Origin of the sequence: Martelella endophytica (genome assembly GCF_000960975.1) — a bacterium.
In the GTDB taxonomy this organism is placed as follows: domain Bacteria; phylum Pseudomonadota; class Alphaproteobacteria; order Rhizobiales; family Rhizobiaceae; genus Martelella; species Martelella endophytica.
Genome location: NZ_CP010803.1, coordinates 1,809,910 through 1,825,470 on the forward strand (window position 1 = coordinate 1,809,910; position 15,561 = coordinate 1,825,470).

The following is a 15,561-nucleotide window of genomic DNA, read 5'->3' on the forward strand; positions in this document are numbered from 1 at the left end:
ACTTGACGGCAACCGAGACAGAAAGGACGACGACATGCATTGCACGTTGCTTGGCGTACCGGTGCAATCCGGAACCGGCCGCAGAGGCTGCGACATGGGGCCGAACGGGCTGAGGGCCGCGGGGCTTGCCGAAGCCATCGCCGCACTTGGCCACACGGTGCGCGATGTCGGCGACCTGAAGCCGGCGCCGCAAAGGCCGGTCAGCCACCCGAACGCCAGCATCAAGGCGCTGCCGGAAACTGTGGCCTGGCTTGATGCGCTGGTTGAGAAGGCCTACGAGCTCTCGGCAGGCGCGCTGCCGATCTTCATGGGCGGCGACCATGTGATGGCGGCGGGCACGGTCGCGGGTGTGGCCGGACACGCCAAGGACAAGGGACGCCCGCTATTCGTGCTCTGGCTCGATGCCCATCCCGATTTCCATACGCTGGAAAGCACCGAAAGCGGCAATCTCCATGGCACGCCGGCAGCCTATTTCACCGGCCAGGAGGGCTTTTCCGGCATCTATCCGGATCTCGTCGCCCCGGTCGATCCGGCAAACGTGTGCATGGTCGGCATCCGCAGTGTCGACCCGGCCGAGCGGACCGGGCTCAGGCAGGCGGGCGTGACCGTCCACGACATGCGGGCGATCGACGAGAATGGCATCGCCGTGCTGATCAAGGCCTTTCTGGAAAGGGTCGAGGCCGAGAACGGCATGCTGCATGTCAGCTTCGACGTCGATTTCCTCGATCCATCGATCGCGCCCGGCGTCGGCACCACGGTTCCGGGCGGGGCAACCTTCCGCGAGGCGCATCTGGTGATGGAGATGCTGCATGACAGTGGTCTGGTCACCAGCCTCGATCTTGTCGAGCTCAATCCGTTTCTCGACGAGCGCGGCAAGGCGGCGATCCTGCTGACCGAACTCACCGCGAGCCTGTTCGGGCGCCAGGTGATGGACCGCCCGACCCGCAGCTACGGCTGACGCCATCAGCCGCTGCCGATCAGCATGCCCGCCGCCAGCACCAGCCCGCCGCCGAGCACGACCTGGAAGGCGGCGCGCATGAACGGCGTTTCCATATATTTGTTCTGGATGAAGGCGATGGCCCAGAGCTCGAAGAACACCACGACGATGGCGACCGAGGTGGCCGTCCAGAAATGCGGGATGAGATAGGGTAGGGCGTGGCCGAGGCCGCCGAGCGCGGTCATGACGCCGGAGGCAATGCCACGCTTGATCGGCGAGCCGCGGCCGGAGAGTTTGCCATCGTCATGGGCCGCTTCGGTGAAGCCCATCGAGATGCCGGCGCCGACGGCGGCGGAAAGGCCGATCAGGAAGGTCTGCTTGGTGTCCTGCGTAGCGAAGGCGGCGGCAAAGATCGGGGCGAGGGTCGACACCGAGCCATCCATCAGGCCGGCAAGGCCGGGCTGCACCCAGGTCAGCACGAACTGGCGCCGCTCCTTCGTCGCTTCTTCGTCGCGAACCGAACCGGGCGTGTGTTTCTCGCCGAGCATCAGCGCGGTTTCCTCATGGCCTTCCTCGGCCATGGCGAGGTCGCCGAGGAGCCTGCGGGTATCGGCATCGCTCACTTCGCTCATCGCGGCGCGGTAGAAGCGCTTCGCCTGTTCTTCCATGCTCACGGTTTCGGCGCGGATCTTGTCCAGCGAAAGCGTCTTGGAAAGCCAGTCCGGCTTGCGGTCGTAAAAACCGCGCACGTGCTCGCGGCGGATCAGCGGAATATCGTCGCCGAAGCGGCGCTTGTGCATGTCGATCAGTACCTGCCGGTGACGGTCCTCGACCAGCGCCATGTCATCGAAGACCTTCGCGCTGTCGGGGTAGTCCGGGCGAAGGCGGGCCGCATAGGCCTTGTAGATCCGCGCATCGTCTTCTTCCGACGAGATCGCAAGCGCAAGGATTTCCTGCTCGGAAAGTGAGGTGAAGGCGCGCCGCGCACGCGAAAACAGGTTGAATGCCATGATCAGGGATCCTGATGCCTTTCTTGATTTAGAATAGTTCTAAAACAGATGGCGGGAAAACACAATGGGCCCGGGCTCAATTAGCGTTGAGTGGAGCGAAAGTGCCCGAAGCAAAAGGCTGGCGGCAGCGGCCGTTCCGGCGGTAAGTGCCGGGCGAAGTCTGGCCGGTCAGGCGTCGTGGGCCTGAAGCATGTTGTCGTAGAACTGGCGGGCGGCGGCTTCCCAGGTATAGGTGAGGGCAAGTGCGCGCGCTGCCTCGCGGGAGCAGGAAAGCGCCTTCAGGCAGGCCTTGCCGAGATCGTCGTCCAGTGCGCCGGCATCCTCATGGCCGCCGAGGATATCGGCGGGGCCGGTGACGGGGAAGGCGGCGACGGGAACGCCGCTTGCCAGTGCCTCGATCGTGGTGTTGCCGAAGGTGTCGGTCTTGGATGTGAAGACGAACACGTCCGCCTCGGCATAGGCTTCGGCCAGCGCCTCGCCCTGCAGCATGCCGGCGAAATGAACGCCGGGGTATGTTTCCTCAAGCTCCGCTCGCGCCGGTCCGTCGCCGACGACGACGATGCTTCCGGGCAGGTCGAGCGCCAGAAGCGCCGGCAGGTTCTTCTCCACCGCCACGCGGGAAACCGTCAGGAAAATTGGGCGCGGCAGGCCGCCGAAGGGGTGTTCGCTTTGCGGTCGCGGATGAAACAGTGTCGCATCGATGCCGCGGCTCCAGCGCATCAGGTTCTTGATGCCGCGCGCCTCGAGCTCGCGGGCAAGGCTGTCGGTCGCCACCATGCAGCCATTGCCGGCATTGTGAAAGCGGCGGACGATGCCATAGAGCAGGTCGATCGGAACGGGCAGGCGCGCCGAGACGTATTCGGGAAAGCGCGTGTGGTAGCTGGTGGTGTAGCGCATGCCGTGCTTGCGGCACCATTTGCGGGCCCGGAAGCCGAGCGGTCCTTCGGTGGCGATGTGGATATATTCGGGCCGCGTCGCCTCGATCTTGCGGGCAACCTGGCCATAGGTCGCAAGCGCCAGCCGGATTTCAGGATAGGTCGGCATGGGCATGGAGCGGAACAGGTCCGGCGTCACCATCGACACCTCCACGCCGAGCTTGGCGAGTTCATGATTGGTGTTCTCGATCGAGCGAACGACACCGTTGACCTGGGGGTGCCAGGCATCGGAAATAAGGGTTAACCGCTTCGGTGCGCCGTCGTCAGGCATCCACGTCACCTCGCATTGTCCATTGTCATGCCGTCGCGGCCCGCGATACGGTGTCCGGACCGATGGAACATTCGCCCTGCTAGTTCCTTACTGTGTCAGGGATATTACAATCATTTGCGCCGCATGCCGGCGGCATGGTGTCTTCACAATTACGCACAACTTCCGCAATTATAGTCTCATACCAGCTCACTTCAGAAGGATTTCCGCATGACCGCAGAAAAGAATGACAACTGGTGGCGTGGCGGCGTCATCTACCAGATCTATCCGCGGTCATTTCAGGACACCACAGCAGACGGCATCGGCGATCTTCCGGGCATCACCAAGAGGCTCGGCTATGTCGCCGATCTCGGTGTCGACGCCATCTGGCTGTCGCCCTTCTTCAAGTCGCCAATGGCGGACATGGGCTACGACGTTTCCGACTATTGCGATGTCGATCCGATGTTCGGCACGCTCGCCGATTTCGAGGCGCTTGTCGCGGAAGCCCACCGGCTCGGGCTGAAGGTCATCATCGACCAGGTTCTCTCCCATACCTCCGATCAGCATCCCTGGTTCAAGGAGAGCCGGCAGAGCAAGGACAATGACAAGGCCGACTGGTTCGTCTGGGCCGACGCCAAGCCGGATGGCACGGCGCCGAACAACTGGATGTCGATCTTCGGCGGGCCGGGCTGGGAGTGGGACGGCACCCGCAAGCAGTATTACATGCACAATTTCCTTGCGAGCCAGCCGGACCTGAACTTCCACTGCCAGGAAGTGCAGGACGCCCTGCTGGAAACCGTGCGTTTCTGGCTCGATCTCGGCGTCGATGGCTTCCGTCTCGATACCGTGAACTACTATTTCTGCGATGCCGAACTGCGCGACAACCCGCCGATGGATCACGACGACAATGCAGCCGGTCTCGATGCGCCGGACGTCAACCCTTACGGATTCCAGCAGCATATCTATGACAAGACGCGGCCGGAAAACGTCAAGTTCCTGCAGCGTTTTCGTGCGCTGCTTGATGGTTACGAGGCCCGCACCTCCGTCGGCGAGGTGGGCGATGGGGCACGGTCGCTGAAGACGGTGGCGGATTACACCACGGGCGGCGACAAGCTGCATATGTGCTACACCTTCGACTTCCTCGGTCCCAATTTCTCGCCGGCCCATATCCGCGATTGCGTCGAGGATTTCTTCGCCACGGTCGAGGATGGCTGGGTGTGCTGGGCGTTTTCCAACCACGATGTCGACCGTCATGTTTCGCGCTTCGCAAAGACAGAGGCGGAGCGGGAGCCGGTGGCGCGGCTGGCGCTTTCCATCCTTGCGACGCTGCGCGGCTCCGTCTGCCTCTATCAGGGCGAGGAGCTTGCCTTGCCGCAGGCCGAACTCGCCTTCGAGGAGCTGCGCGATCCCTATGGCATCCGTTTCTGGCCGTCCTTCAAGGGCCGCGACGGCTGCCGCACGCCAATGCCTTGGAACAAGGGTGAGCCGCATGCGGGCTTCACCACGGCCGAAAAGCCCTGGCTTCCCGTGCCGGCCGCGCACCTGCCGCTTGCCGTTTCCGAAGAGGCGATGAAGCCCGAAAGCGTCTACAACCACTACCGCGCCACGCTCGCCTTCCGCCGCGAGCACGACGCGTTGCAGGATGGCGATATCGTCTTCCATGACAGTGATAATGAGGATGTGCTGATCTACACCCGCATGAAGGGCGAGACGACGCTGCTGTTCGTCTTCAACTTTTCCGCGGAGCCGCAATCGGTGCCGCTGCAGGTCGCCGTCGAGCATGTGAAGTCCCTCGACCTGCCCGGCATGACCGGCGTCCTGAATGGCGCCCATGTCGATCTCGGCGCCTTTGACGGCTACTGCGCCAGGATATGACGCAAAGGGGTGCCGGGTGAGCCGGCGCCCCTGAGTTTTCCGGTATCAGGCTTCAAGCGTCCTGAAGCGGTAGAGCAAGGCACCGAGCGCGCCGCCGGCGAGCGGCGCGACGATGAAGAGCCAGAGCTGTGAAAGCGCCTTGCCGCCGGCAAGGATGGCAGGGCCGAAACTGCGTGCCGGGTTGACCGAGACGCCGGTGACCTGAATGCCAACCAGGTGGATCGCAACGAGCGTGAGGCCGATGGCAAGCCCGGCAAATCCGATGGGGGCCGCGCTCGCGGTCGAGCCGAGGATGACGATCACGAAGATGGCGGTGAACACGATCTCGAAGATGAGTGCAGCCGGCATTGCATATTCGCCGAGATAGCCCGGTCCCCAGCCGTTCTGGCCGAGATTGGCGGTCGAGCCGGCGATGATGGCGAGGATGAGTGCGCCGACCAGCGCCCCGGCAAATTGCGCCAGCCAGTAGCGCAGCATCTCCGATGCCGGCATGCGGCCGGCGATGAAGACGCCGAAGCTGACCGCTGGATTGACGTGGCAGCCGGAAATGGGCCCGATGCCATAGGCCATGGCGACGATGGCGAGCCCGAAGGCGAAGGCGATGCCGGTCTGCCCGATGGCTGCGCCGCCCAGAACGGCCGCGCCACAGCCGAAGAGCACGAGCACGGCCGTGCCGATGAATTCTGCTACGAGTTTTTTCATGTTGAGGTCCCCGAAAAACGGCGGCCCTCTCCGAGTGGCACGCCGGCAATTGAACGATCAATGCGGAGCGACCCGGGTCTTTTTTGCAAGCTATGCAGTAGAGATCTAATTTATGCAATTGAAATGCGCAGAAGGCATCGCTTTGCACACGGAAATTGTAGCGTTGTTGTCCGCTCGACTGGAAATCAGTGGGCGCGGCGCCGGTCAGCCGTCGACTTCGACCGACCAGGAGAAGCGTGCGCTCTTGCCTGGCGCAAGCGTCTGCGTATAGGGCCGGTCTTCCAGCGCCGGGCCTTTGCCATGGGCGGCGGCCATGCCGTGCCAGGGTTCGATGCAGACATAGGGCGCGCCGACCTTGGTCCAGAGCGCCAGGTTCGGCAGGTTCTCGAAGGCGAAGTGAAGCGCCGGGCCGTCCTCGGCGCTGAAGGTCAGCCGGTCGCCGGCGCCTTCGGGAAACACCATGGCATCCGCCGCGAAATCCGAATGCTTCAGCGGCAGGACGCCATCTTCGAAGGGCGAGGGGAGCGGCGTCAGATCGAGCAGGCCATCGCGGAGGCGGATCATTGCGGGCTCGGCACCGTTTTCAAGCGTGACATGGTGCACATGGCCCGCATCCATGCCCGGCATCGGCCACAGGAAAGCGGGGTGGAAGCCGAAACCGAACGGCATCGGCGTTCCGCCCTGGTTTTCCACAGTGACCGAAACCGTGAGCTTCGACCCGTCGAGCGCATGGGTGACGGAAAGCAGGAAATCGAAGGGATAGACGGCGCGTGTCTCGTCGGAGGCGTTGAGCTCGAACCGGCATGCCGTGCGCGTCTTTTCGGCAAGCGTGAACGTCGCCCGCCGGGCAAAGCCGTGCTGCTTCATCGGATAGGCTTTGCCGGCGATGGTCAGTTCGTCATCAGGTGCCTTGCCGACAATCGGAAACAGGATCGGCGCACGGCCTGTCCAGAATTCCGGATCGCCGTTCCACATCCATTCGCGACCGTCCGCAGTCGTCAACGACCGGGTTTCCGCGCCGACGGCAGAAACCGAGACGGTGAGTTCGTCATTGGCGATGGTGATGGTTTCGGTCATGGCGGCAGCTCCCTCTGCAATAGGTGGCGATGGGGCCGACGGGGGACGGCCCGGTCGCACTCAGATATTGTTCATCAGCACCGTGCGGAGCTTGTCGAACAGCTCGTCGATCTCGGCCTTGGAGATGATCAGCGGCGGCGAGAGGGCGATGATGTCGCCGGTGGTGCGGATCAGCAGGCCGCTCTCATAGGCCTTCAGGAAGGCGTTGAAGGCGCGCTTGGTCGGCTCTCCGGGCAAGGATTCCAGTTCGATGGCGCCGATCAGGCCGAGATTGCGGATGTCGATGACATGCGGGCAATCCTTCAGGCTGTGCAGGCCTTCCGCCCAGTAGTCGGAAAGTTCGGCGGCACGGGTGAGGAGGCCCTCGTCCTGATAGGTCTCGAGCGTGGCAAGGGCAGCGGCCGAGGCGATCGGGTTTCCGGAATAGGTGTAGCCGTGCATGAATTCGATCATGTGTTCCGGGCCGTTCATGAAGGCATCGTGGATCTCGTCCTTCACCAGCACGGCGCCCATCGGGATGACGCCGTTGGTCAGCCCCTTCGCGGTCGTCATGATGTCCGGCGTAACGCCGAAATAGTCGGCGGCAAAGGGCGTGCCGAGGCGGCCGAAGCCGGTGATGACTTCATCGAAGATGAGCAGGATGCCGTGCTTGTCGCAGATCTCGCGCAGGCGCTTCAGATAGCCTTTCGGCGGGATCAGGACACCGGTGGAGCCGGCCACCGGCTCGACGATGACGGCGGCAACGGTGGAGGGGTCGTGAAGGGCGACGACCCGTTCCAGCTCGTTGGCGAGGTGCAGGCCGTGCTCGGGCTCGCCCCTGGTGAAGGCGTTCTGGTCCGGCAGGTGGGTGTGCGGAATATGATCGACACCGGTCAAAAGCGTGCCGAACATCTTGCGGTTGGTGACGATGCCGCCGACCGAGGTGCCGCCGAAATTGATGCCGTGATACGCGCGCTCACGGCCGATCAGGCGGAAACGCCCGCCCTCGCCACGTACGCGATGATAGGCGAGCGCCATCTTCAGCGCGGTATCAACGGACTCAGAGCCGGAATTGGTATAGAAGACGTGGCCCATGCCCTTCGGAGCGAGGTCGACGAGGCGGTTGGCCAGTTCGAAGGCCTTGGGATGACCGAGCTGGAAGGCCGGGGCGTAATCGAGTTCACCCGCCTGTTCACGGATCGCCTCGGTGATCTTCGGGCGGCAGTGGCCGGCATTGACGCACCAGAGCCCGGCCGTGCCGTCCAGCACCTCGCGCCCATCATTCGTGGTGTAGCGCATGTCCTTCGCGCCGACGAAAAGGCGAGGCGCCTTCTTGAACTGACGGTTGGCCGTGAACGGCATCCAGAACGCTTCAAGGTCGTTGGGCGCCACGTTGCGACGATCGGACATCTGCTGCTCCAAAAAGAAAGAGACCCGTTGCCGGGCCGTGATCACGTTTCTGATTGGAAGCACGTTATCAGCGCATCACGCGCCGTCAAGCATCAAGCGTGGCGCGCTCAGCCGGCGAGCCGGTCGCGCCAGTTGCTCTTGTCGCTGTAGATGTCGTCGAGTGTCTGCAGTAGTTTGCGGACGGGTTCGGCCTTGGTGCTGTAGTAGATCGTCTGGGCCTCGCGCCGGGTCTCGACAAGGTTCTGCGCTCGCAGCTTCGACAGATGCTGGGAGAGCGCCGACTGGCTGAGGCCGACGCGATTGGCGAGCGCGCCTACCGGCATTTCTTTCTCGATTAACACACAGAGGATCTCAAGCCGTTTGGGATTGGCCATGGCCGAGAGCAAGGTTGCAGCAGTGGATGTCTTTTCCGACAGGATTTTTGCGCTCACGATCTTCGTCCTGCTTTGGGGCTTAGCCCGTTATCATTCGTGCGGTCTAAATAAGAATTAACTCAAAATAAATTTTAAAAATACTCCTAAATTTAGGGTATCTTTTCAAGACTACTCGCCAAAAGAGCAACAAAGTTGTGAGCATCGATCGCGGTAGAATTTAAGTCTAAACGCACGTATTCAGAGCCGTTTTTCAGATCCACCCCTTCGGGGTCGGCGTCGATGCAGTTGTGTTTGGTTGTGTTAGCGTCTGCTAGTAAAGAATTTGCTGAACTGATCGCCGCCTCGGCGTCGAAGCCCACATAGGTCGAAAGTGCGTCTTCACTAACCAAATCGCTCGCATCGAGCGCATAGGCGCGGCCGAAACCACCATTGAGGCTTGCCGAAATCGGTCGCAACCGGAACAGGAAAAAGTCGGGGAAATCAATGTAAAGTGCCGCCTTGGGGTGGCGGCGCAGGAAGCGGGCCCGCAGACGTGCGTGGTCTTCGCTGCCCTTTTCGACGCGCACCGCCCGGCACAGGGTCGTCATGCGCGGATGGGCGAGCGGATCGCCCTTTCCGGGCACGCCGGTCAAGAGCGAAACCCGATCGTCCGCCATGATCGCGCCGAAATGAGTCGCAAGTTTGGAGATCGCGATCGCCGGAACGCCGTCGATGTCGGTCGCCAGCAGAGCCCGGCTGACGAAGGGGAAGCCGGTCTCGGGCTCGATGACGGCGAGCGCTGCGTATTGGGCCTCGCGGATCAGGGCGCGGCCGAGCCGGATGGCATTGGCGTCTGTTTCCCGAAGAACATCGCTTTTCCGGGGCATGAGGGGTCTCCTGGCGTCATCGCGTTGCCTTGCGGGGCCATCGGTCAAATGGGTATCGACGGCGTTAATGCTCAGTGCGTCGCATTGCCGCGCCGGGCGAGACCCGCGGCGGCCTCGCGAGCGGAAATCGTGCCGATCACGCGGCCCTTGTCAATAACGCCGATGGTGCCGGGGTTCTGGGCCAATGCCCGCAGCACCTCCGCCATCGGCGTTGCCGGCCGGGCCGTCGCTGCGACCGATGTCTCTAGCTGGGCGCGGCTCGTCACCGGCAGCATGATGTCCTGCGCCGTCATGTAGTTCAGCGGATTGATGTTGCTGACGAAATCGAACACGTAGTCGTTTGCCGGCCGGCGGGCGATGTCGCGGGGCGTACCGGTCTGCACGATGCGCCCGCCCTCCATGATGGCGATGCGGTTTCCGAGCTTGAAGGCCTCATCGAGATCGTGGCTGACGAAGAGGATGGTCTTCTTCAGCCGTTCCTGCAGCGCCAGAAGCTCGTCCTGAAGATGCATTCTGATCAGCGGGTCGAGGGCGGAAAAGGGCTCGTCCATCAGCAGGATCGGGGCGCCGGTGGCAAAGGCGCGCGCCAGTCCGACGCGCTGCTGCATGCCGCCGGAAAGTGCTGCGAGCGGCTGATCCGCCCAGTCCGCAAGATTGACGAGGGCAAGCTGCTCTTCCACCCGATCACGCCGCTCCCTGCCCTTGATGCCCGAGAGTTCGAGGCCGAAGCCGACATTCTCGGCCACCGTGCGCCAGGGCAGAAGGGCGAATTGCTGGAACACCATCGACACGGTGTTGGCGCGCAGCCTGCGCAGGGCGCGCGCACGGGCCCTGTAGGGATCCACCGGACCTGTTTCAGTGTGCACCAGCACGCTGCCGCGGGTCACCGGCGCCAGACCGTTGACGGCGCGCAGCAGTGTCGACTTGCCGGAGCCGGAGAGGCCCATCAGCACGACGATCTCGCCTTTGCTGATAGTCAGCGAGGCGCCGGAAACGCCGACGATATTGTCCGTGCGGCGAATGATCTCCTCCCTGCCGAGGCCGGTATCAAGGAGCGGCAGCGCCTTTTGCGGCTTCCTGCCGAAAACGATGTCGATGTTATTCAGCTCTACGGCTGCAGGCATGGTCTTGCCTTCTGTGAAATGAGGTCGCCCTCAAATAACCCAGAGCAGGAGAGAGGGGAATGGCCGGGTTGCCGCACGCGGAAAAAAACGCCGGCCGGATGTCCGGATTTTCTGTGGCCATGCCGATTTTCGGCTTTGTTCTTCAAGCCGAATCCCGGCACAAGGAAACCAAAACGGAAGAGAGCGATGGCCAAGCTTCATTTCTATTACGCCACGATGAATGCCGGTAAGTCGACGCTGCTGCTGCAGGCTGCCTACAATTACCGCGAACGCGGGATGCATGCGGTTATCCTGCTGGCCGACCTCGACGATCGCGCCGGCAAGGGGATTGTCTCGTCGCGCATCGGCTTGACCTCGGAGGCAGTGACCTTCGGGCCGGATACCGACCTGTTCGAGCTTGCGCAGTCTCTCAATGCCGAGCAGGCAATCGATTGCCTGTTTGTCGACGAGACCAATTTCGCGACGGCGGCGCATGTCTGGCAGCTCGCCCGGGTGGTTGACGAGCTCGACATTCCGGTCATGGCCTATGGCCTGAGATCGGATTTCCGCGGTGAGCTGTTTCCGGCCTCGCGTGAGCTTTTTGCGCTTGCCGACGAGGTTCGCGAAGTCCGCACCATCTGCCATTGCGGTCGCAAGGCCACCATGGTGGTGCGCCTCGATGCCGGTGGCAATGCGTTGCTCGAGGGGCCGCAGATCGAGGTCGGCGGAAACGAGCGCTATGTATCGCTTTGCCGCAAGCACTGGAAAGAAAAGACCGGGCGGCGCTGAGGTCGCGCCCGCGGCCCGGCTCAGTCGATCAGCTTCAGGCGGATGGCCTTGGCCACGAGTTGCGTGCGGTTCACGCAATCGAGTTTACGGATGGCATTGGCGAGATAGGCGTTCACCGTATGGTCCGAAAGCCCGATAATGCAGCCGATCTCGGACGATGTCTTGCCCTCGGCCGACCAGCGAACGACCTCCAGTTCTCGTGCTGAGAGCAAGGTGTGCGATCGGGATGATTCGTTGCTGAGTTCCTCGAAGCGGTTCGCCGCCCTCTCGGCCAGTACGGCGAGGTCGCGCTCTTCCTCCGTCGTCAGCGGCCGCCGGTCTCCGAGAAAAAGGACGGCGAGCCTGCCCTGTGGCGAGGGGACCGAACAGATGATCCCCATGCTCATCCGCATGCGCTCCATGCGCTTGCGGACGGGGGCGCGTGCCTCATCAGAGGGGTCGATCAGTTCCTGCAACTGCCACTGAAGCGGCGCCGCCGGGCGCTTTCGCGCCGTCGCCGCGATGGGCGAAGTCGGCAGTAATCCGGCAGCGTCATAGACATTAAGCAGCGGAATTGGCAGCGTTGTCATGTGGACGAGCGGAACGATCTTTTCCGAGCCGCTGTCGGGGAAATCGAGGAAGGTGACATGCCGGAAGCCGAATGCGGTGGCCATACGCTTGACGACCGGAAACAGGCCGTCGGCCGTTTTCACCCTGTCAACCGCCCTCAGTAGCGATCGCTTTCTGTCGTGAGTGGAAAAGTCCATATCGTGTGCCGTTCCCAGATAGTATTGCCGCCGAAGATCGGTCCTCCCGCAAACGGCAATGCGATGGATTCAGAAAGGCACCCGATTTTGCTTTTTCATTATATGTTATAATTCTCACAGCTTAAATGGCAAGCCAATGTTGTTGCTGTTGGTCAAAAATTCTCATAAGTTGCGACAACGTAAACTGCCGTTTGTTCTTTGTTGGCCCCAAAATTGACTGTAGTCTAGTTTTCGCAGTCGTCGCGTGATGCGAAAATGCCGCATCACCGGCTTCGACGTAGCGCGCAGGCGATACCTTTTTTGGTGGTTTCCACCGCGGACTTTCGCACTAAAATTGAATAGTACGGCGCGGCAGATATAGTGCTAAATGCCGTCCATCAATTTCGCGAAAGGCCAGGACATGTCCGATTCTCCCATCTTTAGCGCACCCTTCGGTGGCGACGACGATCGTCTGATCAAGGGGATGATCGGCCGACTTGCGGCGCTGAAGCTCGATGATGCGACGATCGATGCGGAAGCCCGCGACATGATCGGGGCGATCCGCGACGACAGCAATGCCAGCGTCGGAAGCGTCGAAGACTTCATGCGCGAATACGGACTTTCGACGCGTGAAGGCCTGGCGCTGATGGTGCTTGCCGAGGCGCTTTTGCGTGTGCCTGACGCGGAGACCCAGGAGCGGCTGATCGAGGACAAGCTGAAGGAGGGCGGCTGGCAGGACCACAAGGCTCATGGCGACCGTTGGTTCGTGTCCTCTTCCGCCTGGGCGCTCGCCACGGCCTCGCGCATCATCAAGCCGGGCGAAACGCCTGACAGTGTTCTGCGCGGACTTGCGCAGCGGATCGGCATGCCGAGCATGCGGATCGCCACGCGCCAGGCGATGCGCTTCCTCGGCCGTCAGTTTGTGCTCGGCGAAACGATGAAGGATGCGCTTGCGCGGGCGAAGAAGAACGAAGCCGAAGGCTATCGCCATTCCTTCGACATGCTGGGCGAGGGCGCCCGCACCCGCGAGGACGCCGCCCGCTATTTCAAATCCTACGCCGACGCGATCGAGGCGCTTGGCGGTTACATGCAAAAGAACGGCAAGGACCGCACGCTGCCCGACCGGATGGGCATTTCGGTGAAGCTCTCGGCCATCCATCCGCATTATCTCGCCACCCACCGCGAGGCGGTGATGCGCGAACTCGTGCCCGATCTGCTGAAGCTCGCGCAGATGGCGAAGGCGCATCAGCTCAATTTCACCGTCGACGCCGAGGAGGCCGACCGGCTGGAGCTATCGCTCGATGTTATTGCCGCCGTCTTCTCCGACCCCTCGCTTGACGGCTGGGACGGTTTCGGCCTTGCTGTGCAGGCCTATCAGAAGCGTGCAGGCGCGGTGATCGACTATATCAACGACCTCTGCGAGCGCACCGGTCGCCGGATGATGGTCCGCCTCGTCAAGGGCGCCTACTGGGATACCGAGATCAAGCGGGCGCAGGAGCGTGGGCTCGACGACTATCCGGTCTGGACCCGCAAGCCCGCGACCGACATCGCCTATCTGGCGGTGGCAAAGAAGATGCTCGACAGCCGGCCGCGCCTCTACCCGCAGTTTGCCACCCACAATGCGCTCACCATCGCCTCGATCTTCGCCATGGCCGGCGAGGATCGCTCCGGTTTCGAGATGCAGCGCCTGCATGGCATGGGCGAGACGCTTTATGACCACCTGATCGCCCGCAAGAATGCCGTTCCCTGCCGCATCTATGCGCCGGTCGGCGGCTATCGCGATCTGCTTGCCTATCTCGTCCGGCGGCTGTTGGAAAACGGCGCCAACTCTTCCTTCGTCTCGATCGTCGGCGACAAGAAGGTGCCGGTGGACACACTGCTCGAGCGGCCGCAGGACAAGCTGAAACTGGAAGACGGCCACAGTGCCCGCAATCGCCACATCCCATTGCCGAAGGCACTTTACGCCGACCGCAAGAACACGTCCGGCATCGAGTTTGGCCATCGCGAAAGCCTGGCTGCCTTGCTGAAGGGGATGGGCAGGAACGATCCCTTCGTCGAGGCTGTGCCGCTGGTTCCGGGGCTGAAGCCGACTGGCGAGACAAAGCCGGTCCATTCGCCGTCTGCGCCCTCCGAAAAGGTCGGCACCATCGTCTGGGCCGAGGCGGATGCCGTCGGGCCGGCCTTCGAGGCGGCGCGAAAGGGCTTCCAGAGCTGGTCGCGTCGTCCTGTCGCGGAGCGTGCCGCGGCGCTTGAGAAGATGGCGGATCTGATCGAGGAAAACCGTGCCTTTCTGATGCGGCTTCTCTCCGACGAAGCCGGCAAGACGCTGGATGACGGGCTTGCCGAAATCCGCGAGGCGGCCGATTTCTGCCGCTACTATGCGGTTCAGGCTCGAAAGATGTTTGCAAATCCGCTCGACATGCCGGGCCCGACCGGGGAAGACGACCGCTATTCATGGCGCGGGCGTGGCGTATTCGCCTGCATCTCGCCGTGGAACTTCCCGCTGGCGATTTTCATGGGGCAGATCTCCGCAGCCCTTGTCGCCGGCAATGCCGTGATCGCCAAGCCGGCGCCGCAGACGCCGCTGATCGCCTTCGAGGCGATCAAGCTTCTCCACAAGGCCGGTATTCCCGAGGATGTTCTGATCCTCCTGCCGGGTGGCCCGGAACTTGGCGCCGCGATCACCGAGCACCCGCTGCTGGCCGGCGTTGCCTTCACCGGCTCGACGGCCACGGCCCGCGCCATCAACCGCACGCTTGCCGGCAAGGATGGGCCAATCATCCCGTTGATCGCCGAAACCGGCGGCCTCAACGCGATGATCGTCGATGCGACGGCGCTGCCGGAGCAGGTTTCCGACGATGTCGTGATGTCGGCCTTCCGCTCTGCCGGCCAGCGCTGCTCGGCGCTTCGCGTGCTCTATGTCCAGGCCGACATCGCCGACCGGCTGATCGAGATGATCAAGGGGGCTGCGGCCGAGCTGACGCTCGGCGACCCGTCGAAATGTGACACCGATGTCGGACCGGTCATCGATGCCAAGCAATGGCAGATGCTGACCGACCACGTCGCCGAAATGCGCGAGACCCAGACTGTGCATCTCGCCACCGTAGCGCCGGCTGTCGGCACCTTCTTCGGGCCGCACATCGTCGAACTCGACAAGCCGGAAGCGCTGACCAAGGAGGTCTTCGGCCCGATCCTGCATGTCGTGCGCTACAAGGCTGGTGAACTCGACAAGGTCTGCGACAAGATTTCCGCGAGCGGCTACGGTCTGACGCTTGGGGTCCACAGCCGCATCTCGACCACGGCCGAGCGTATCGTCAACCGCATGGATACCGGCAATATCTACGTCAACCGCAACATCATCGGTGCGGTCGTCGGCACCCAGCCTTTCGGCGGCTCCGGCCTTTCCGGAACGGGTTTCAAGGCCGGCGGACCGGCCTATCTGCTGCGCTTTGCCCTCGAGCAGGTCGTCTCGGTCAATACCGCTGCTGCAGGCGGCAATGCCAGCCTGATCGGCATTTCGGACGACTGATCG

Annotated in this window: 14 protein-coding genes; 5 read left to right on the forward strand and 9 right to left on the reverse strand. The window is 62.7% G+C overall.

The genetic code is table 11. The annotated features are described in order from the left end of the window. Window positions 1-34: 34 nt before the first annotated feature. Complete coding sequence (rocF, locus tag TM49_RS08245) at window positions 35-958, forward strand: arginase (protein ID WP_045680459.1); 924 nt, start codon at window positions 35-37, stop codon at window positions 956-958. Window positions 959-963: 5 nt separating this feature from the next. Here the strand turns inward: rocF and mbfA are convergent, their stop codons facing one another. Together mbfA and TM49_RS08255 are read right to left on the reverse strand one after the other, a co-directional pair. Continuing rightward, window positions 964-1,947, reverse strand: a complete 984-nt coding sequence (gene mbfA, locus TM49_RS08250) for an iron exporter MbfA (RefSeq protein ID WP_045680461.1) — start codon at window positions 1,945-1,947, stop codon at window positions 964-966. A gap of 168 nt (window positions 1,948-2,115) precedes the next feature. Continuing rightward, window positions 2,116-3,153, reverse strand: coding sequence for a glycosyltransferase family 4 protein (locus TM49_RS08255; protein WP_045680464.1), 1,038 nt, complete (start codon window positions 3,151-3,153; stop codon window positions 2,116-2,118). Between the two features lie 207 nt (window positions 3,154-3,360). On the opposite strand from TM49_RS08255, the gene bglA reads away from it, so the two are divergent. Then, window positions 3,361-5,004, forward strand: coding sequence for a beta-galactosidase BglA (gene bglA / locus TM49_RS08260; protein WP_045680465.1), 1,644 nt, complete (start codon window positions 3,361-3,363; stop codon window positions 5,002-5,004). A 45-nt stretch (window positions 5,005-5,049) separates the two neighbouring features. Here bglA and TM49_RS08265 read toward each other — a convergent pair whose 3' ends face one another. The 6 genes from TM49_RS08265 to choV all read right to left on the reverse strand — a co-directional run bounded on the left by TM49_RS08265 (window position 5,050) and on the right by choV (window position 10,536). Continuing rightward, window positions 5,050-5,706 (reverse strand): aquaporin, encoded by a 657-nt coding sequence (locus tag TM49_RS08265; protein WP_045680468.1) that lies wholly within the window; start codon window positions 5,704-5,706, stop codon window positions 5,050-5,052. A gap of 204 nt (window positions 5,707-5,910) precedes the next feature. After that, on the reverse strand, window positions 5,911-6,783 hold the full coding sequence (locus tag TM49_RS08270; RefSeq protein WP_045680470.1) for an aldose 1-epimerase family protein: 873 nt from the start codon (window positions 6,781-6,783) through the stop codon (window positions 5,911-5,913). Window positions 6,784-6,843: 60 nt separating this feature from the next. Continuing rightward, window positions 6,844-8,172, reverse strand: coding sequence for an omega-aminotransferase AptA (gene aptA, locus TM49_RS08275; RefSeq protein ID WP_045680471.1), 1,329 nt, complete (start codon window positions 8,170-8,172; stop codon window positions 6,844-6,846). Between the two features lie 107 nt (window positions 8,173-8,279). Further along, window positions 8,280-8,603, reverse strand: a complete 324-nt coding sequence (locus TM49_RS08280) for an ArsR/SmtB family transcription factor (RefSeq protein WP_144409509.1) — start codon at window positions 8,601-8,603, stop codon at window positions 8,280-8,282. Window positions 8,604-8,695: 92 nt separating this feature from the next. Further along, on the reverse strand, window positions 8,696-9,412 hold the full coding sequence (locus TM49_RS08285; RefSeq protein WP_179945016.1) for a HugZ family pyridoxamine 5'-phosphate oxidase: 717 nt from the start codon (window positions 9,410-9,412) through the stop codon (window positions 8,696-8,698). A 71-nt stretch (window positions 9,413-9,483) separates the two neighbouring features. Further along, window positions 9,484-10,536 (reverse strand): choline ABC transporter ATP-binding protein, encoded by a 1,053-nt coding sequence (choV, locus tag TM49_RS08290; RefSeq protein ID WP_045680475.1) that lies wholly within the window; start codon window positions 10,534-10,536, stop codon window positions 9,484-9,486. Between the two features lie 59 nt (window positions 10,537-10,595). Between choV and TM49_RS23625 the strand changes: the two genes are divergently transcribed. Together TM49_RS23625 and TM49_RS08295 are read left to right on the forward strand one after the other, a co-directional pair. After that, a complete protein-coding gene (locus tag TM49_RS23625) occupies window positions 10,596-10,766 on the forward strand; it encodes a hypothetical protein (RefSeq protein ID WP_158498618.1) in 171 nt (56 codons plus the stop codon). Further along, the gene (locus tag TM49_RS08295) at window positions 10,723-11,304 is read left to right on the forward strand and encodes a thymidine kinase (RefSeq protein WP_045680476.1); all 582 of its coding nucleotides are present in this window, start codon (window positions 10,723-10,725) and stop codon (window positions 11,302-11,304) included. Before TM49_RS23625 ends, TM49_RS08295 begins: the two co-directional genes overlap by 44 nt. Window positions 11,305-11,324: 20 nt before the next feature. On the opposite strand, the gene TM49_RS23385 is transcribed toward TM49_RS08295, so the two are convergent. Next, complete coding sequence (locus TM49_RS23385) at window positions 11,325-11,996, reverse strand: helix-turn-helix transcriptional regulator (protein WP_052699769.1); 672 nt, start codon at window positions 11,994-11,996, stop codon at window positions 11,325-11,327. Window positions 11,997-12,450: 454 nt separating this feature from the next. Between TM49_RS23385 and putA the strand changes: the two genes are divergently transcribed. Next, window positions 12,451-15,558 (forward strand): bifunctional proline dehydrogenase/L-glutamate gamma-semialdehyde dehydrogenase PutA, encoded by a 3,108-nt coding sequence (gene putA / locus TM49_RS08305; protein WP_045684999.1) that lies wholly within the window; start codon window positions 12,451-12,453, stop codon window positions 15,556-15,558. Window positions 15,559-15,561 lie beyond the last annotated feature (3 nt).